This window comes from [Clostridium] aminophilum DSM 10710, from assembly GCF_000711825.1.
Lineage (GTDB): Bacteria > Bacillota > Clostridia > Lachnospirales > Lachnospiraceae > Clostridium_R > Clostridium_R aminophilum.
The window spans coordinates 136,976-155,771 of the sequence record NZ_JONJ01000002.1 but is presented as its reverse complement, the minus strand read 5'-3'; the positions used below and the strand labels follow the sequence as shown (position 1 = coordinate 155,771).

Below are 18,796 nucleotides of genomic sequence, written 5' to 3'. Positions count from 1 at the left end.
CCCTCTTCCTCCTGTCTGATCCGGTCTTATCGAATCACGTTGAGTCTCCGGCAGTCCGGATCCATGGTTCCCTGCAGAGAACAGCCCCGTTCTCTGGAGAACTCAATATATTCCACGATCTCCGGAGTGATCCGCTCACCCGGTGTCAGAATCGGAATGCCCGGCGGATAGCACATGACAATCTCGGCGCAGATCCGGCCGATGGATTCCTGAAGCGGCAGCTGAACCTTATCCGCATAAAACGCTTCTTTCGGATTCACAACGAGCTCCGGACTGATGAAATCACCACAATAAAGATCCGAAGAGTCTTTTCCGTAACGCTCCTTGATATCTTCCATTGCACCGACAAGACGTTCGATATCCTGAAGCCGGTCGCCGATGGAAATATATGCAAGAATGTTTCCGATATCGCCGAATTCGATCTGGATATCATATTCGTCGCGGAGCAGGTCGTAGACCTCAATACCGGTCAGACCGATTCCCTGCGTGTAGACCGAGAGCTTTGTCACATCGAAATCATGGACATCCTTCCCGTTTACAAGCTCCCGTCCGTAGGCGTAATATCCGCCGATCTCATTAATCTCGGAACGGGCATATTCTGCCATGCCAAATACTTTGCCGAAGGACTCACGGCCGTGCAGTGCAAGATTTCTTCGGGAGATATCCAGCGAAACCATGAGAAGATACGATGCGCTCGTCGTCTGTGTCAGATTGATAATCTGGCGCACATACTCGGGATCAATGTCCGACCCGGTCAGAAGTACGGAACTCTGAGTCAGACTTCCGCCGGATTTATGCATGGATACCGCTGCCATATCGGCACCGGCCGCCATGCCGGAGATCGGAAGATTCTCTCCAAAATACAGATGTGTGCCGTGAGCCTCATCCGCCAGTACCTTTATCCCCCTTGCATGGGCAAGTTCAACGATTCCCTTCAGGTCGGATGTGATTCCGTAATAGGTCGGATTATTGACCAGAATCGCCTTGGCATTCGGATGACTATCCATCGCTTTTCGAACTTCGTCAAGCTCCATTCCGGTCGCAATGCCAATCTTCGGATTGACCTGAACCGGAACGTAAACCGGAATGCCTCCGCACAACACCAGCGCATTGATCACACTCTTATGTACGTTTCTTGGAAGGAGGACTTCCTCGCCTTCCCGGATGTTGGTAAAGATCATTGCCTGAACGGCACTGGTCGTTCCGCCAACCATCAGGAATGCGTGATTTGCACCAAACGCATCCGCGAGAAGATCTTCCGCTTCCCGGATAACAGAGATCGGATGGCCAAGATTGTCCAGCATTTTCATCGAATTGACATCGATTCCAACGCATTTTTCTCCCAAAAACTCGAGAAGTTCGGGATTCCCGCGGCCCCTCTTATGTCCCGGTACATCAAACGGAACAACTCTTCTTTTTCTGAGTTCTGTCATGGCATCGAGAATCGGTGCCGAGCGCTGAGCGATAAGATCCATTTCCTTTTTCCCCACAAATGCAAAGCGGACGAGTCCACTTTAAATAACATAAAAAGAGCAGACCGAAACTCGCGGTCTGCTCGTGCTTTCTTCTGTAATAGTAAACAGATATCGCATTCTGAGTGTCCTGCATGCGATGGTGCCGACTGCTCTTATTGACCGTTCTATAGGATTCCTATCCTTATAAAATTTGAGTCCTCCTGAAACGCTTATCCCGTCCAGGGTTGGCCGGAATTTGTCATCAGCCAACAACTTAATCAATAAAAACTTCGACGTGGGCAATCCCACATCATTGTTTACTGCTACAAGAGAAATACTATCATTTCTGTGCTGTATCGTCAACCGAATAGTGTCCGTTATCCGGCAGCCCATTATCCTTCTGCCATCAGACAAGCTTCGTGGTCCATTCCGAACAGTCGATCACTCTGGTCGCCAGTCCCTCATAGAATTCCGGTTCATGGCAAACCATCAGGATACTTCCGTTATACTCTTTCAGTGCTCTTTTCAGTTCGTCTTTCGCATCAACATCCAGATGATTGGTCGGCTCATCCAGAACAAGAATATTGGAAGGACGGTTCATCAGCTTACACAGGCGAACCTTTGCCTGCTCACCGCCGGAAAGAACTTTAACCCGACTCTCGATATGTTTGGTCGTCAGACCGCACTTTGCAAGAGCTGCGCGAATCTCGGCCTGATTCCAGGACGGAAATTCATTCCAAATCTCCTCCAGACAGGTCGTCTCAATATCCTGAGACATCTCCTGTTCAAAATAGCCGATCTCCATATAGGGATCCTTCTCAATCTCCCCGTTCAGCGGACGGATCAGCCCGAGAAGACTCTTCAGAAGCGTCGTCTTACCGATACCGTTCGCACCGGTGAGAACCAGTTTCTCCTTGCGCTCCATTGTAAAATCAATCGGCTTTGAGAGAGGTGATTCATAGCCGATCACAAGCCCCCTGGTCTCAAAGAGAATCCTTCCCGGCGTACGGGATGTCTGGAAATGGAACTCCGGCTTCGGTTTCTCCGCTGCAAGTTCAATCAGCTCCATCTTGTCCAGCTTTTTCTGGCGGGACATGGCCATATTCCGGGTCGCAACTCTCGCCTTGTTCCTTGCCACAAAGTCTTTCAGATCAGCGATTTCCTGCTGCTGACGGTTGTAGGCCGCCTCCATCTGCGCCTGCTGGACAGCGAAAACCTCCTTAAAATGATCGTAATCTCCCACATAGCGGTTCAGTTCGCAGTTGTTCATGTGATAAATGATATTGACGACACTGTTCAGGAACGGAATATCATGGGATATCAGGATAAAAGCGTTCTCATAATCCTGAAGATATCTCTGAAGCCAGGCAATATGTTCCTGATCCAGATAGTTGGTCGGCTCGTCCAAAAGGAGAATATCCGGTTTCTCCAAAAGAAGCTTGGCAAGAAGAACTTTCGTTCTCTGTCCTCCGGAGAGTTCCGTAACATCCCGGTCCAGACCGAGATCGAGAAGACCGAGGGCTCTTGCAACTTCCTCTATCTTGACATCGATCATATAAAAATCGTGTGCCGAGAGAAGATCCTGAAGAAGCCCGGCCTCCTCCATCATCGCGTTCATCTCATTCTCGGAAACTTCCGGATCCGCCATCTTCTCATAAAGTCCGTTCATCTCCCGCTCCATATCGAACAGAGAATCAAAAGCCTTGCGGAGAATATCCCGGACCGTGTTCCCCTGCTCGAGAACGGCATGCTGATCCAGATAACCGGCTTTCACGTGCTTGGACCACTCGACCTTTCCTTCCTCGGGCTGCATTTTTCCGGTCACAACACTCATGAAGGTCGATTTTCCCTCTCCGTTTGCGCCAACAAGTCCGATATGTTCCCCTTTTAACAGGCGGAAGGAGACATCATTAAAAATCTGCCGGTCTCCGAACCCATGCGTCAGATGTTCCACATTTAATATGCTCATTCATTCTTCTCCCTGCTTACAATCTATGCGGTAAACAGCCGTATCCAAACCGGATGTCTCACCGCTTAGCCTGCCGGACCGCACATATCCCAAAAATCATCGATAAAAATGTCATCCCGTCCGGCGGCAATCACTCAGTTCCGCAACGGTCCATTCAAAACGGCCGCCATGGCATTATACAGGATAGAACGAGAACCGCGCAACCAAAACCGAAAACAAAGACAACAGGTCGGCTGTCCGAATCACGGATAAGAAGATTTGTTATGATGAGAAGAATCGCTGTGAACGGAAAAACTCACTTGTGAGTTACTTGTAATAGAACACCGTGAGAAAATGTCCACGGTGAACCGTCGTCCCCTCCATCTGGTTCATCCTGCGAATCTCATCGATATAGTCATGATGACTGATGTTCGTGTTGACATTATACTTTCGGGCAAGAGACCACAGAGTATCACCGTCCTGCAGCTGAACACTGGTATAATACTTCTTCAGGTCCGAAGTATTATGATATGCTTCTGTCTCAAGCCGTCCGATCCCGATCACAAAGGATGCGACTGCAGTCAGAATCATCAGGGCAAAAAACTGGACACGGCGTCTCTTTTGTCTGCGGATTCTGCTCGTCTTACGGATACGGATGTTCCTCCGGATATAGTGGCGGAACTTTGAATCTTTTACCTCTTCTCTATCCAAATCCCTGTCTGTCGTAAGAAGAACCGATGCTTCCATAACCTGCCCCCTGTTCTGCCGCTCTTCCATCCGGCTGCAAATCATTCCAAACAACTCTCTCGAACATTTGTTCCTCATGGCATCATTATAGTTTTCGAACAGATGTTTGTCAATAGATTTTTCGAACATTCGTTCCCGGTTTATTCATCCAGCCATTCCGGGAGCTCTGTCTGCGATCTGTCTGTGTTTTTTCCGACAGCATTTCCGACCGGTACCTTTCACCGGAGCAGGCGGAAAAATTACCGAACAGCCGTTTGTAAAATATGAGAAACTGTGATAGGATAGAAACGAACAAAATTTCGATCACAGGATCTGAAACGATCGGTTCCTATGCCGAAAGTGAGGTATTACATATGAGCAGAGGAAAAGCTCTTCTGAAACAGGAAGAAATATTGGAATATATCAAAGATAATCTTCTCAGCAAAGGTTATCCGCCGACAGTCCGTGAGATCGGTGAACGAGTCGGTCTCCGATCCACTTCTTCCGTTCACTCGCATCTTGAGCAGCTCGAGAAGCAGGGCCGTATCCGACGGGACCCGTCAAAACCGCGCGCAATTGAGATTGTCGATGATGATTTCAATCTGACCCGCCGTGAGGTTGTCAATGTGCCGATCGTCGGAACGGTGGCAGCCGGAGCTCCGATCCTGGCAGAGGAGAACATCGAGAATTATTTTCCGATTCCGGCCGAGTTCCTGCCGAACGAGAAAACCTTCATGCTGACCGTGAAAGGCGAAAGCATGATCGACGCCGGAATCTACAACGGCGACCGTGTGATTGTCGAACAGACCGGCACCGCCTCCAACGGCGAGATTGTCGTCGCACTGATTGACGACGGCGCAACCGTAAAACGTTTTTATAAAGAAAACGGTCATATCCGTCTCCAGCCGGAGAATTCAACCATGGATCCCATCATTGTCAAGGATGTCAGGATCCTCGGCAAAGTCATCGGACTCTTCCGGATGATGAAGTAATTCTCTGCTTGACCGCTTTCGTATCGATGTTTATACTTGAATACGAAAAAAGGGCAGCGTGGTCCGATCTCGGTCGGATTATTCTGCCCTTTTCTGTATTATTTTTTATGTCACAGAATTGTTTTCATACATGCTTTGTGACGTGAAACCCGTTGTTTTCTTTTTAAAGGAGATCCTATTATGTCATTTTCATTCACGGGCGTACACGAAGAATGCGGAGTATTCGGCATCTATGACCCGACCGGGCGTTCCGTAGCCTCTGACATCTATTACGGACTGTCTGCACTCCAGCACCGCGGTCAGGAATCGTGCGGAATCGCAGTCACGGACACCTCGGGGCCTGCCGGCAATGTCAGCTACGACCGAGGTCTCGGCTTAGTCAATGAAGTATTCCATGAGGCCAGCCTGAATGCGCTGGAAGGCAATCTCGGAATCGGACACGTCCGCTATTCCACCACCGGTTCTTCCGTCCTTGCAAACACCCAGCCGCTCGTAATGAAATATCTGAAGGGGACGCTGTGCCTTGCACACAACGGCAATCTGATCAATGCCGCCGAACTCCGTCACGAGCTGGAGCTCGGTGGAACTCTGTTCCGAACCACAATCGACTCGGAAGTCATTGCCTGTCTGGTGGCCAAAAACCGCGTTACCTCATCTTCCGCAGAAGAGGCCGTCAAGAAAGCCTGTGCTTCCATCCGCGGTGCTTATGCCCTCACCGTAACCAGTTCACGGAAACTGATCGGAGTCCGCGATCCTTATGGTTTAAAACCGCTCTGTCTCGGAAAAAAGGGAGACAGTTGGATCCTCACTTCCGAGAGCTGTGCGATCACTTCCGTCGGCGGTGAATTTATCCGGGATATCGAGCCGGGTGAGATCGTCATCATTTCGCATGACGGGATCCGCTCGGACTATCTGGAAGAGAAACCGGCCCGGCGTGCCCACTGTATCTTTGAATACATCTATTTTGCACGCCTTGACAGCACCATTGACGGAATCAGCGTTTATGATGCGAGACTTCGCGGCGGACGCTTCCTTGCCAGAGAATATCCGGTGGACGCGGATCTGATCGCCGGCGTTCCGGATTCGGGACTGATCTCTGCCTACGGCTATGCGCAGGAATCCGGAATTCCGTTCGGTTTTATTTTTCACAAGAACAGCTATGTGGGAAGAACCTTTATCAAGCCCACTCAGAAAGAGCGTGAGAATGCCGTCAAGATCAAACTCAGTGTCATTCCGGCAGCCGTCCGGGGCAAGAGAATCGTCCTGGTCGATGACTCCATTGTGCGCGGAACCACCATCAAGAATCTGATCCGGGATCTAAAAAAAGCCGGTGCTCTGGAGGTTCACGTCAGAATCTCCTCACCGCCTTTTCTTCACCCGTGTTTCTTCGGAACCGATGTACCGGGAACCTCGTCCCTGATCGCGCATGAACACTCCGTAGAGGATATCCGCCGCGAGATCGGTGCAGACAGTCTTGGTTATATGACGGTCGATGCACTTTCCGAAATCTCGGGCGGACTGCCGATTTGCAGAGCCTGCTTCACAGGGTCTTATCCGATGACGGTTCCGGATCACGATATCAGTATGGATCTGGAACAAACAAACTGATCAGAGGGATTTTACATCCTCAATTATTTTTCCATCCATCCACATTCTCTCCAGATCGTAGAATTCACGTTCTTCGGTCTGGAAAATGTGGACGATAATATCCCCGTAATCTTCGAGGATCCATGTTCCCTGTCCATAGCCCTCTGTCTTATGAGCGCCTTTTCCCGCCTTCGCGAGTTTCTCTTCCAGATTGTCCGCAAGTGCATGAACCTGACTGGCCGATGCGCCGTCGCAGATGATAAAATAATCCGCGATCACGGAGATCTCATGAATATCAATGATGCGAATATCATTTGCCTTTTTGTCTTCCAGTGCATCCACCGCGATTTTTACATATTCCTTCGTTGTCATTTCAGCCATGCAGTGCGTTCTCCTTTTCTTTTCTGCAGTATTCAAATGATGCCAGTGAGTTTGAATCGATGAAACTTCCGGTGCTTCTCAGATAATCGAGAATGCTCTCCTGAATCTCATAAAACGCTTCATCCAGGTCCGTAAATGCCATCACCCGGAATTCTTCCATCCGTGGCAGCATTTTTCGTCCCGGCTCAATGTAATCGGCAATATAGACGATCTTGTCAAGAAGCGACATGCCGGGCTTTCCGGTCGTGTGATTGGCAATCGCGGAGAGGACTTCCGGATCCTGAATCCCGTATTCATGCTCCGCCTTCCATGCCCCGAGTTTGGCATGGATGACCGCCGGTGCGGCGAGTTCATCCGCAGTCAGTTCAATCCCGAGTCTTCGGCATTCCGCGACGATCGCAACATTATCATAGCATTTCGCGCAATCATGGAGAAGTCCCGCCGTCTCCGCCTTTTTCAGATCCGCGCCCCAGCGCATCGCGAGCGCACTGGCGGTATAGCAGACGCCAAGTGTATGCTCAAACCGCGAGGGCTTCAGAATCTTTTTTAATTGTTCCCGAATTTCTATATTCCGATCATTCATCTTATTCTGTCCTGATTTTACATTGCGATCCGCCCGGTTACGAAAGTCCTGCTTCTTTCTTCCGGCCGGTCTGCCGGTTACGGAAGATCCGATTCTTTCCTCTGCCCGATCCGCCCGGTTACGGAAAAAAATCGATTCTTTCTTCCACATGAATTGCCGGCGATTCCTCTTCATCTCACATACCGTGTTCTCCCGCGCGGTACAACCGGTGCCGTTCGATGTATTCCCGGGTCTTCTCCGGAACCATTCCGGTGATGTCCAGCCCTTCTTCCACCCGTTTGCGGATCTCAGCCGAAGACACATCAATCTCGCGGCAGTGAAGGACGGAAATCCTCGCGCCGTATTTTTCCTCGAGATACCGGATATGCGGCGTCAGTTCATCCGTCTCCGGTCCGTGTGTCTCATCATCTTCGCGCTGGGCGGCCAAAAACGGAATATGGTTCAGAATATACTCGGGATGGTACCAGGTTTCAATATGCCGGACCGAATCCTCCCCGACGATAAAGTAGAATTCATCCGTGGGATAGTCTTCCGCGAGAAGCCGGAGTGTATCCGCCGTGTATGTATATTCTGCATCCCGGCGCAGCTCATAGTCGGAACACCGGAAATACGGCCGATCGGCGATGGCTGCGCGAATCATGGCAGTCCTGTCCTCCTCATCCGTAATCCGATGATCTGTTTTGTGCGGCGGAATCTTCGACGGCATGAACCAGATCTGATCCAGACCGTACTCGCGGTAGGCCTGTTCCGCCAGAACCAGATGACCGATGTGAATCGGATCAAAGGTTCCCCCCATTATGCCGATTTTTGCCATGTGATTTACTCCGGAAGTACGATTTTTCTCTTCTTCTCGTCTTTCGCCGGTTTATAGAGCACAATCTTTCTTCCGATTACCTGAACCACTTCGGAACGGGTGCGCTCGGACAGCATCCGGGCGAGAACATTACCGTCGTCCGCACAATTCTTCAGAATATTGATCTTAATGAGCTCTCTCTTTTCCAGAATCTCCGCGATGGCCTCGGTAAACTCCGGGGTCAGGCTGGATTTGCCGATCTGGAATGACGGCTCAATGTTCATTGCAAGTCCCTTCAGATAGGATCTCTGTTTGCTTGTCATGGAAAAACCTCCGCTTTACTCTCTGTAATAATCAAATGCATGTCCGTACATACGAACCGTGTCACCTTCATTGATGCCCATTTCTTCCAGTTTATCCAGAATTCCGGCCTTCTTGAGGAATTTCTGGAAGAACTGGAAGCCCTTCTCCGACTCGAGGTTGGTATATCCGAGCATCTTCTCAATCTTCGGACCTTCGACAACAAAATTGCCCTTGTCGTCAATCACAACCGTATACGGAAGATCCTCCACCTGAGGCACGTATTCATACTCGGATTCATAGAACATGGCTTCCTTCGGAACGGTCTTCAGAACATCATTGACGTACCACAGCAGTTCTTTCACACCCTCACCGGATACCGCCGAGATCGGATACACTTTGAAGCCCTCCGGCTCAAATGTCTCACGGATGCGGCGGATCGGGTCTTCTTCCCCTTCTTCCGCCACAATCGAATCCACCTTGTTGGCAGCGATAATCTGCGGTTTTCTGGAGACATCCACGCTGTATTTTTCCAGTTCATGCTGAATTGCCCGGATATCTTCGATCGGATCTCTTCCCTCCGTCGATGCGGCATCCACCACGTGAATCAGTACACGGGTTCTCTCGATATGGCGAAGGAAGTCGAGGCCGAGGCCGGCGCCTTCCGCCGCGCCCTCGATGATCCCCGGAATATCGGCCATCACAAAACCTTCTCCCTGCGCAAGATCCACCACACCGAGATGCGGCTGAAGCGTCGTAAAGTGGTAGTTGGCAATTTCCGGTCTTGCATTGGAGCATCGGGAAAGAAGCGTGGATTTTCCGACATTCGGGAAGCCCACCAGACCGACATCCGCGATCATCTTCAGTTCCAGAACAACATAGAGCTCCTGCGCCGGTTTTCCCGGCTGCGCGTACTGCGGCACCTGCATGGTCGGAGTTGCAAAATGATGGTTCCCGAGGCCACCCTTTCCGCCCTTGAGAACAACCACTCTCTGATTTTCTCCGGACATATCGACAATTACCTGACCGGACTCCGCGTCTCTTACTACCGTTCCCTCCGGCACTTTCAGGATAATGTCATCGCCGTCGGCACCGTGACGTTTCCGCTTTTCACCTGCGCCGCCGTCGCCTGCCTTGTATTTCCGGACATGGCGGAAATCATTCAGCGTATTTAAACCCTTATCGACCTCAAAGATAACGTCGCCGCCCTTTCCTCCGTCACCGCCATCCGGGCCTCCTGCAGCCACGAATTTCTCACGGCGAAAGCTGACATGGCCGTCGCCGCCTTTTCCGGATCTGATATATATTTTTGCATTGTCAGCAAACATGTCTTCTCCTCCGTATGTTTCGATTAGTACAACCTTTTTGTTTCATTTTGCGCGCAATGGCTTTTTTCTGTTATAGAAAATTTCATGTAATTTCCCATAACAGAAAAAAGCCCCGTACGCGCGAGACGTACGGGACTTCGGTTTGATTACTCGTTGATTGCTCTCGGGTAAACAGAAACCTGCTTCTTGTCTCTGCCTTTACGCTCGAACTTAACAACACCGTCAACCTTAGCGAATAATGTATCGTCCTTTCCAAGACCTACATTAACTCCCGGATGGATATGTGTTCCACGCTGTCTGTACAGGATGTTGCCTGCCAGAACGAACTGTCCGTCTGCTCTCTTGGCGCCAAGTCTCTTGGACTCGGAATCACGGCCGTTCTTTGTAGAGCCGACACCCTTTTTATGAGCGAACAGCTGAAGGTTCATGTTGAACATTGTTTACACCTCCCTGTCAATTATCCTGATATACTCATCTCCGTACTGCTTTTCAATGCTCTCGAGACCGAGAACAAAGGAACGCGCAAGGAGAGCTGACTCCTTACTGATCTCACCGGTGAAAGAAAAATGGAACACTCCGGAATCCTGATCCGCTGTGAACGAATCCTCTGTGAACTTTTCCACCGAATTGGCAAAGTTCAGAGCGAGAACCGACACGGCAGCGCATACGATATCTCGGCCGTATTCGTCGAAACCGGCATGACCGTTCATCTCGACTTTTCTTACCTGACCCACAGAGTCATAATACAACTTTGCTTCGACCATTTAGTCTCAAGCGTTGATCTTTTCGATCTTAACTTCTGTGAAGAGCTGTCTGTGACCGTTCTTCTTGTGGTAGCTCTTCTTCGGCTTGTACTTGTAGACAATAACCTTCTTAGCCTTGCCTTCCTTGACAACGGAAGCGGATACGCTTGCACCGTCAACAACCGGCGTACCGATCTTCAGATCTCCGTCATTTCCGACAACCAGAACCTGATCAAAAGTTACAGTCTCGCCAGCATTTGCACCGAGCTTCTCAACGCGGATAACGTCGCCCTCGGCAACCTTGTACTGCTTACCACCGGTAGCTATAATCGCATACATCTGATGGCACCTCCTATTATAATTACTCGCCAGCTTTGGCGTCACCCCCAATGGATGCACTTACAGCCTCGCTGTGCGGCATACTTTAGTAATATAACAATCGTAAAAATCTTTGTCAATCGTTATTTTTGTTTTCCCTGAAATTTTCCGTGAAAAATTCCGGATATTTTTCTGAAATACCGCGGTGAATCCCGATCGTACTTGCGTTACACCATTCTGCAATTCATTTTTTATTGTTTGAAGCAGAATCTCCGTGACCTTTTAAGCGAAGTCCGAAGACAGATTTTGGTCTCCCCATCCACTCATTCCTGAGGTGCGACCGCACACTTTGCGCGCCGGAACACTTCGGCAATCGGCCTTCTCTGTTTCTGACGGGTAACTTCCACGAGTCCGAGCGCCGTCATATCGACCACCACGGTTCGGACGTGATCCTTCTGGACCGCATTCCGAAGGCAGCTCAGGACTTCTTCCGTGTCCTCTTTTTCTTTCATATTGATGAAATCAATGAGGATCATTCCGGTCAGATTCCGCAGCGACATCTGCCGCGCTGCCTCCTCTGCCGCTTCGAGATTGATCTTCCGGACTGCGTCACGCATCTTCTTTCCGGTGATAAATTTTCCGGTATTCACGTCAATGACCGTCAGCGCCTCCGTGCGCTCAATGACAAGATTGGCGCCGGACTTCATCCATACAAGGCTTCGAAGCGCCCCGTCCAGTTCTTTTTCGAGCCCGCGCAGCTTTACCAGCGGAATCATGGGATCATCGTAAAATCGAAGTTTTCCGAGTTCATCCGGCGCCTCCTGCCGGAAATGCTCTGTGATCCGGTCCCTCACCTCCGGCAGATCCGTCACCACTTCTTCCAGAAAGGAAGCGGTATCGCGAAGCTGCCGGATGTATTCCGGATCCCCTTCCCGGAGTCTTGTAAACGGCGTGCGCATTCCTGCTTTCCGGACGGTTTCTTCCGCAACCATCCGAAGATTCCGCAGTTCCTCCGTGAGTTCCTCTTCCGGAACGGCTTCCGCCGCAGTCCTTATGATTGCCCCGTATTCTCCGTCAAGCAAAGTGCCTGCGATTTCCTTCAGCCGATTCCGTTCCGCGTCGCTCCGGATCCTATGGGAGACACCGATTTCTCCGTCTCCCACCGTGACCACGCAGTACCGCCCCGGAAAGGACAGCTCGCAGGTCAGAACCGGATCCTTTGTCTTTACCGCCTCTTTTGCGATCTGAACCGGAAAGCACGCGCCGTTCCGCATCGGACGCCCGTGCGCTTCCCGGAAACTCAGATAGCCGATTTTTCCCGGAAGATATTCGACAAATGCCGCATTGATGTTCTTCAAAACATTCTGAACCCGCCCGACAAAGATCTCACCGATTTTTCCTTCTCCATCGTTTTCCTCTGGAATCAGGGCCATCAGCCGGCCGTTCTCATATCCGGCCGTGACCGTTCTTCCTTCGAGTTCCGTAATCACAAAACGGTTCAACGGATCTCCTTTCCAAAATCTTCCAGTGATTTCAGAACCGGTGCCTCTTCGGTGCCGACATTGGCATAGAGTTCTTCCCTCTCCACCTGTATATCAAATTTCGGATACTCCATTCCGATGCTTGCGCAGTACGCTTCCAGCACCTGCTCCGGCTTCGTGTTCGCCGCACTTCCGCTGGCCAGTCGCAGAAAATATCCCGACCGCTCGGACGGATCCGAGATCAGAACACGGTCAAAGTCACCGATTTTGGCATCGCCGAACATCACGGCCATAATACCGAGCGGTGTCGTCGGCCGCGCTTCCAGGATTCGTTCCCGGAGATCGAGTTCTTTTTCGCCCTTTTTCGTCTTCTTGACATAGGGGATGTGGTCCTGTTCCACAAATCTTCCGAATCCGGCCCAGAATTCCTCCTCGGATTCCGGAGCCGATCCCTCCTTGAACCAGACCTTGTAATCCGCAAACGCAACCTGACTCATCGCATTTTTGGTATTGTCATCGAGCTGGCGCCAGCTGAGAATATCCATACCTTCCGGCACACAGCTGTTCACCTGCTCCACCATCTCTGCGCTGGTTCCGCAATGTTCCACCTCGATATCCATGTACTCGCCGTTGCTGATCATTCCAACCGACAGCGGCGATGCAAAGCTCATGATCTGATGTGGGCTGAAACCGCCGCTGTATTTGATCGCGACATCGGCGCGCTTCATGGTCTTCTGGTATGTGCGCATCAGATCCAGATGGCCGACAAAACGCACAAATCCCTGCTTACGGAATTTAATTCTGATCTTCAAAGCACACACCTCCTCCCATCTTTCTCATGCCGCAGCCGGAGCAGCGCTCACGGCAGTTCGGCGTAACAATTCCCTTTTTTGCATTTTCCCATTCGCGCTCGAGGAACGATCTGGTCACGCCTGCATCAATGAAATCCCACGGAAGGATCTCATCGACCGGCCGCTCTCTGCGGACATAGAAATCCGGATCCACACCGCATTCCTCGAACGAGGATGTCCAGTTTTCCAGCACAAACCGCTCATTCCACGCATCATAGATGGACCCTTTCCGGTAGGCTTTTTCAATGACGTCCGCCACCCGGCGGTCGCCTCTCGCAAAGATACCCTCCAGAACCGAGACATCGGACTCATGCCAGTGATAGCGAAGACTCTTACGGTTCAGCATTTCCTTCATCGCATGATTGACGATCGCCGCCTTGTGAAGGAATTCATCCGCCGAATCCATCTTTGCCCACTGGAACGGGGTAAACGGCTTCGGAACAAAGAACGAGGTGCTCGCCGTGACGGAACATTTTCCGCTGCGCTCCTCCTTCGGTACCGTGTCGTAATAAAGTTCCGCGATCTTTTCGGACAGTTCCGCAATACCGCGGACATCGTCCTCATTTTCTCCCGGAAGGCCGAGCATAAAATACAGCTTTACCTTATTCCAGCCGCCCTTGAACGCCAGTTCCGCACCGCCGAGAATCGTCTCTTCGGTCAGGCCCTTGTTGATGACATCGCGCATCCGCTGTGAACCGGCCTCCGGCGCAAAGGTGAGGCTCGACTTCTTGATATCCTGCACCTTGCTCATGACATCCAGCGAGAACTGATCGATGCGAAGAGACGGAAGGGAAATGTTGACACCGTTTTTACCGTGCTTCTCAATCAGATAATTCAGCAGTTCGTCGACGCCGCGGTAGTCACTCGTGGAGAGCGAGCTGAGTGTGATCTCCTCATAACCGGTATTGTGCAGAAGGTCGTCCGCCAGTTTTTTCAGATGTTTCGGGTCCTTTTCCCGGACCGGACGGTAGATCATGCCGGCCTGACAGAAACGGCAGCCGCGGATGCAGCCGCGCATGACTTCCAGCGTGACCTTGTCCTGAGTTGCCTTGATGAACGGCACAACCGGCTTATCCGGATAAACCGCTTCCGTCATCTCCATCCAGAGGACGCGCTTTACCGTCTCCGGCACACCCGGTTCATTCGGCTTCATGGACAGGATTGTTCCGTCTTCCCGATAGGCGACATCATAAAACATCGGGACATAGATACCCGGAATCTGAGCCGCGGCCAGAAGGAACTCCCGCCGCGTTTTGTTCTGCGCCCGGCAGAGCTTGTAGGTGTCGAGGAGGCGGTCGTAACAGACCTCGCCCTCACCGATATAAAACATATCGAAGAACGGGGCGATCGGCTCCGGATTCAGCGCACACGGGCCGCCTCCAATGACGATCGGGTCATCCCAGGTTCTGTCTTCTGCGTGGAACGGAATCCCGGAAAGATCGAGAATCTGCAGAATGTTCGTGTAGCACATCTCGTACTGCAGGGTGATTCCGAGGAAATCAAATTCCCCGATCGGATCCTGGCTCTCCAGAGCAAACAGCGGAATCTTTCGCTGACGCATGATTTCATCCAGGTCCGTCCACGGCGAGTATACCCGCTCACACCAGACATCCTCTCTCCGGTTGAGCATATCGTACAGAATCTTGATTCCGAGATGGGACATTCCAATCTCATAGACGTCCGGAAAGCACATGGCAAAGCGGATATCCACCTTGTCCTTCTCCTTCAGGACACTGTTGACTTCACCGCCGATATAGCGTGCCGGTTCCGAGATCGAAAGCAGTATATCGTCCGTCAAAGCAAGTTTTCTCATAGATTAACCTCCAGACTCAGGCGCGGGCCGGATGGAACCGAACCCGTATCCAAGTCAGACAACATCGGAACGTTTTCGTTCAAACGCGTTCAAACGTTATCCTCTACATTTCTTCCGTATCATCCCTTGATTCGAGATCTCGGGCCAGCGGTTCCAGGTAATGCACAAAAATCGCCCCTTTGGATTCGATTTTCCACGACCTGTCAAGTTCCTCAAACGTGAAACTCTTTCGTCCGCCGTCTTTCATCCGATCCCAGAACCAGCTGAGATTTCGGAATGGAAGATAATACATTTCTCTTTTCTGTGTATAGCTGATGATCAGGAATGCCACTCCGCCCTGTTCTTCGAATGCTCTCATGAATTCCACCTGGTGTTCGTGAACATTGGCAAGGGGAAATGTGTCCTTTGCGCACTCCTTTGCATCAAAGCAAACCGGCACCCCCTGAACCGCTCCGATGTAATCGACCGTACTCTGCTGGTCAAAATACGCCAGCGTGATCCGGCCGGATGCGGAATCGAGCTGCACCGGCGTAATCGGAGTCGGAATCTTCTGAATCAGTGCAAGTTTCCGTTCCGCATAGATTTCATTTGTCCGGTTGATCAGTTCCTCCAGCGTGCTGCCGCGAAGTCCTCTTCCGTTCCAGATTCCCATCCGCTCACCTCCGATTCCGGATTTCACGGATAAGCTGTTTCATCTTCACCGGCGGATCCGCCTCAAAGACTTTTCCGCAAAGGGAATCCAGCCCTGCCGGCATCGTCTCCGGAAACTCGAGACGTCTCGCGTGGAGAAGCTGCATACGGACCCCGTAGGCCTCTCTCAGCATCCGGTTGAAGGAGACATCTCCGTATTTTGTGTCACCCCCGACCGGATGTCCCAGCGACGCCAGATGCGCACGGATCTGATGGGTTTTTCCGGTAATCAGGCGGACTTCCATCAGCGTGGCGTACATATCTCCGGCCGGGCCAATCGGCGCAGTCAAAAGAGGCCGGTACGCCGTCTCAATCGGAACGGCCCCCGGTCCTGCAGCCCCTCTGTCCTCCGGTCCGTAAAGCCGGACTGTATTGCTCCTCTCATCCTTCTCGAGAAAGCCGCGGACGGTCATCGCGCGGTCAGTTTTTCCGAGCACAATCGCGTAATAGTATTTCCCGATATTGCGGTTCCGGATGAGTTCCGACATCCCCTGAAGCCCCGGAAGCGTCTTTCCGCAGATCACTATACCGCTGGTGTTGCGGTCGAGACGGTTGGCAACCGAGGGATGAAACGTGCGGAATTCCTCTTCTGTCAACGATCCCTGATCAAAGAGATACCGGATCAGATATTCATTCAGCGACTCGTCGGTATCCTTTGCTTTCTGTGTCAGCATTCCCTGCGGCTTATTAACCAGAAGAATGTGCTCGTCCTCATAGATGACATTCAGCGGATGAGACGGATACCGATCGCGGATTCGTATCCCCTTAGTTCTTCTCCCTTCCGGAGCCTTATCCGGACCGACATTTGAACCGGCTTTCGGATCGGCATTCGACAACGGAAGCGCACTGCTGGAAAACTTCTCCATGGTGTCATCTGAAAAAAACAGTTTGATGACATCACCGGCCAGAACCTTTTCCGTCCCGTCGGCCTTTTTCCCGTTCAGCGTAATATTCTTTTTCCGAAGCATCTTATAGAGAAATCCCCTCGATGCGTTCGGAAGAAGCTTCGCAAGGTATTTGTCGAAGCGCTGGCCGGCGTCATTTTTCCCAATGATACGTTCTGTCATTTCTATATCCTTATTCTTCTTACGGATTCAGACGGAAATCTTTTCGAGAATTTCCACCGCGTAATCGACAGTACCGTCATCCTCGTATTCCGATGCCGGCTTCAGAGAATCAAACCGTTTATCAAAGACTTTCTTATCCTTGATCACATGGAAATTCGGGTCCAGATGCATCGCAGTCAAAGTATTGTTGACATTGTCCTCCGCACGGTCCGTCACCACCTTCGGATTCGTGCACCAGCCATAGATCCCCGTCGGATGAACAACCAGCACATCCATCGCCATCACGTCCTCCTTGGTGGTGATGATCAGATCATACAGAATGCGGAAATCCTTTTCCCGCGCGGAATACTGATCGTAATCTTCCTTCTTCATCGTCTTCCAGGGATAAAGAACCACAAACGGGGACAGAATATTTGCGAGAGGGATCGCCGCCAGCACGGCCGCAATGGATCCGAGAGCCGTATGATAGCTGAAATCCGCAAAAAAACGGACCCCAAGTCCGACCAGAATCAGCGCGCCGAAAAAACTCATATATCCGATCTGTCTCTTTTTATACTGATCTCTGTATCCGTATGTCCCTTTTTCAATTCTGCTCAAGCAATTTCTCCTTTCAAACCGCTTCCGGTCCGGACGGGTCCGCGTCCTTCAGCGGAAATATATCCCATATTTTCAATAACCATTCATGCGGCAAAACCCGGCACAGCAAGCGGAATCCCTTCATGGTAATTCCGTATACCGAGACACTTTTTCCCGCCATGCAGTCGCGGACCGCAGTCCGTGCAACGCGCCCCGGATCAGCCATCACCAGTTTCTTGTAAACCGGGATCACACCGGTTTTCTCGGCAATGTCAAAAAATTCTGTGCGGACCGGCCCCGGACAGACTGCCGTCACTGCGATCTTTCGCTTTTTCAGTTCGGTTCTCAGCGCGCGGCTGTAAGACAGAACGTACGCTTTTGTCGCGGCATAGACGGCAAATCCCGGCTGCGGCAGAAAAGCCGCGGCGGAAGCAAAGTTCAGAATACGGCTGTTCACAGGCATATACGGGAGAACCGTCTCCGTGATCCGCGTGAGGGATTCGCAGTTCACCCGAATCATGGACGCGGACAGGTCCGCGGAAATCTCCCCGGCCTTTCCGATGGCGCCGAACCCGGCCGCATTGACCAGAAAGCGGACACGCGGAGATGTCTTTTTCAGTTCCGCCTGAAGAGTATGGATCGCGCCCTCTGTTCCGAGATCGATAGAGAAAAGTCTCGTTTTCACCGGAAGAGAATCCGACAGTTTCTCCAGCCGGTCTTTTCTGCGGGCGATGAGCCAAATCTCCGAAATACCCGAAAACCGGTCTGCAAGGATCTCTGCGCACTCTTTTCCCATTCCGGAGGATGCGCCCGTGACAATCGCGATATTCATTCCCTTTCTCCTTTCCACCCGTAATCTCTCCCGTAAGAATGCTCGTCTTTTTTCGCCGGGTTATCCTATCGGAACAATGTCCTCAATCGAACTTCGGCTCTCCCATCCCCGCACTCTTGAAGGGCGCTTGCGAACTTTGCGTGCTGCCGCTGATCACCGCAAAGCAATCTCGTCCGCTCATCGCTGTGCACATCCCGCGGGACGTTTTTTGTACCATAGGAAGCGCGTAATACTTTCCTATGGTACAAAGGAAAGCCGGTGGGATAATCCCATCCGGCTTACTGTCGTTAGTGGAGCACTTCGCATGGTCCTTTCGCGCTTCGTGCGTACTAT

At 51.4% G+C, this 18,796-nt stretch carries 20 protein-coding genes; 2 read left to right on the top strand and 18 right to left on the bottom strand.

Translation table 11 applies throughout. From position 1 onward, the window contains the following. Positions 1-26 precede the first annotated feature (26 nt). The 3 genes from BR86_RS0102690 to BR86_RS16255 all read right to left on the bottom strand — a co-directional run bounded on the left by BR86_RS0102690 (position 27) and on the right by BR86_RS16255 (position 4,149). Positions 27-1,475: an aminotransferase class I/II-fold pyridoxal phosphate-dependent enzyme gene (locus BR86_RS0102690; RefSeq protein ID WP_031471465.1), complete on the bottom strand. Its 1,449-nt coding sequence runs from the start codon at positions 1,473-1,475 to the stop codon at positions 27-29. 385 nt (positions 1,476-1,860) lie between these two features. Beyond that, positions 1,861-3,423: an ABC-F family ATP-binding cassette domain-containing protein gene (locus tag BR86_RS0102685; protein ID WP_031471464.1), complete on the bottom strand. Its 1,563-nt coding sequence runs from the start codon at positions 3,421-3,423 to the stop codon at positions 1,861-1,863. Positions 3,424-3,729: 306 nt separating this feature from the next. Continuing rightward, on the bottom strand, positions 3,730-4,149 hold the full coding sequence (locus BR86_RS16255; protein WP_242841550.1) for a LysM peptidoglycan-binding domain-containing protein: 420 nt from the start codon (positions 4,147-4,149) through the stop codon (positions 3,730-3,732). A 353-nt stretch (positions 4,150-4,502) separates the two neighbouring features. Between BR86_RS16255 and lexA the strand changes: the two genes are divergently transcribed. After that, on the top strand, positions 4,503-5,120 hold the full coding sequence (lexA, locus tag BR86_RS0102670) for a transcriptional repressor LexA (RefSeq protein ID WP_031471462.1): 618 nt from the start codon (positions 4,503-4,505) through the stop codon (positions 5,118-5,120). A gap of 180 nt (positions 5,121-5,300) precedes the next feature. Then, positions 5,301-6,728, top strand: coding sequence for an amidophosphoribosyltransferase (gene purF / locus BR86_RS0102665; protein WP_031471461.1), 1,428 nt, complete (start codon positions 5,301-5,303; stop codon positions 6,726-6,728). Here the strand turns inward: purF and rsfS are convergent, their stop codons facing one another. From rsfS to BR86_RS0102590, 15 genes are all read right to left on the bottom strand, one after another. Continuing rightward, complete coding sequence (gene rsfS, locus BR86_RS0102660) at positions 6,729-7,088, bottom strand: ribosome silencing factor (RefSeq protein WP_330372079.1); 360 nt, start codon at positions 7,086-7,088, stop codon at positions 6,729-6,731. Further along, positions 7,081-7,671 carry a bis(5'-nucleosyl)-tetraphosphatase (symmetrical) YqeK gene (gene yqeK, locus BR86_RS0102655; protein ID WP_031471459.1) on the bottom strand — a complete coding sequence of 197 codons (591 nt, stop codon included), beginning with the start codon at positions 7,669-7,671 and terminating at the stop codon, positions 7,081-7,083. The genes rsfS and yqeK overlap by 8 nt, the downstream gene beginning before the upstream one ends. Positions 7,672-7,846: 175 nt before the next feature. Then, entirely contained in the window at positions 7,847-8,485 is a 639-nt protein-coding gene (gene nadD, locus BR86_RS0102650) for a nicotinate-nucleotide adenylyltransferase (RefSeq protein ID WP_031471458.1), read from the bottom strand. Between the two features lie 5 nt (positions 8,486-8,490). Further along, complete coding sequence (gene yhbY / locus BR86_RS0102645) at positions 8,491-8,787, bottom strand: ribosome assembly RNA-binding protein YhbY (RefSeq protein ID WP_031471457.1); 297 nt, start codon at positions 8,785-8,787, stop codon at positions 8,491-8,493. A 15-nt stretch (positions 8,788-8,802) separates the two neighbouring features. After that, entirely contained in the window at positions 8,803-10,092 is a 1,290-nt protein-coding gene (gene obgE / locus BR86_RS0102640; protein WP_031471456.1) for a GTPase ObgE, read from the bottom strand. Positions 10,093-10,238: 146 nt separating this feature from the next. After that, positions 10,239-10,529 (bottom strand): 50S ribosomal protein L27, encoded by a 291-nt coding sequence (gene rpmA / locus BR86_RS0102635; RefSeq protein ID WP_031471455.1) that lies wholly within the window; start codon positions 10,527-10,529, stop codon positions 10,239-10,241. A gap of 3 nt (positions 10,530-10,532) precedes the next feature. Further along, a complete protein-coding gene (locus BR86_RS0102630; RefSeq protein ID WP_031471454.1) occupies positions 10,533-10,856 on the bottom strand; it encodes a ribosomal-processing cysteine protease Prp in 324 nt (107 codons plus the stop codon). Positions 10,857-10,862: 6 nt separating this feature from the next. After that, a complete protein-coding gene (gene rplU, locus BR86_RS0102625; RefSeq protein WP_031471453.1) occupies positions 10,863-11,174 on the bottom strand; it encodes a 50S ribosomal protein L21 in 312 nt (103 codons plus the stop codon). Between the two features lie 302 nt (positions 11,175-11,476). Further along, positions 11,477-12,655, bottom strand: a complete 1,179-nt coding sequence (locus tag BR86_RS0102620) for a ribonuclease E/G (protein ID WP_031471452.1) — start codon at positions 12,653-12,655, stop codon at positions 11,477-11,479. Next, positions 12,652-13,455 carry a TIGR03936 family radical SAM-associated protein gene (locus tag BR86_RS0102615; protein WP_334291601.1) on the bottom strand — a complete coding sequence of 268 codons (804 nt, stop codon included), beginning with the start codon at positions 13,453-13,455 and terminating at the stop codon, positions 12,652-12,654. The genes BR86_RS0102620 and BR86_RS0102615 overlap by 4 nt, the downstream gene beginning before the upstream one ends. After that, positions 13,430-15,298, bottom strand: coding sequence for a TIGR03960 family B12-binding radical SAM protein (locus BR86_RS0102610; protein ID WP_031471450.1), 1,869 nt, complete (start codon positions 15,296-15,298; stop codon positions 13,430-13,432). The genes BR86_RS0102615 and BR86_RS0102610 overlap by 26 nt, the downstream gene beginning before the upstream one ends. A gap of 103 nt (positions 15,299-15,401) precedes the next feature. Then, positions 15,402-15,950: a Holliday junction resolvase RecU gene (locus BR86_RS0102605; RefSeq protein WP_031471449.1), complete on the bottom strand. Its 549-nt coding sequence runs from the start codon at positions 15,948-15,950 to the stop codon at positions 15,402-15,404. Between the two features lie 4 nt (positions 15,951-15,954). Beyond that, a complete protein-coding gene (locus BR86_RS14475; RefSeq protein WP_038287620.1) occupies positions 15,955-17,055 on the bottom strand; it encodes an RluA family pseudouridine synthase in 1,101 nt (366 codons plus the stop codon). Between the two features lie 27 nt (positions 17,056-17,082). Further along, the gene (locus BR86_RS0102595) at positions 17,083-17,652 is read right to left on the bottom strand and encodes a hypothetical protein (RefSeq protein ID WP_031471448.1); all 570 of its coding nucleotides are present in this window, start codon (positions 17,650-17,652) and stop codon (positions 17,083-17,085) included. Between the two features lie 13 nt (positions 17,653-17,665). Further along, a complete protein-coding gene (locus tag BR86_RS0102590; protein ID WP_051684535.1) occupies positions 17,666-18,463 on the bottom strand; it encodes an SDR family NAD(P)-dependent oxidoreductase in 798 nt (265 codons plus the stop codon). Positions 18,464-18,796 lie beyond the last annotated feature (333 nt).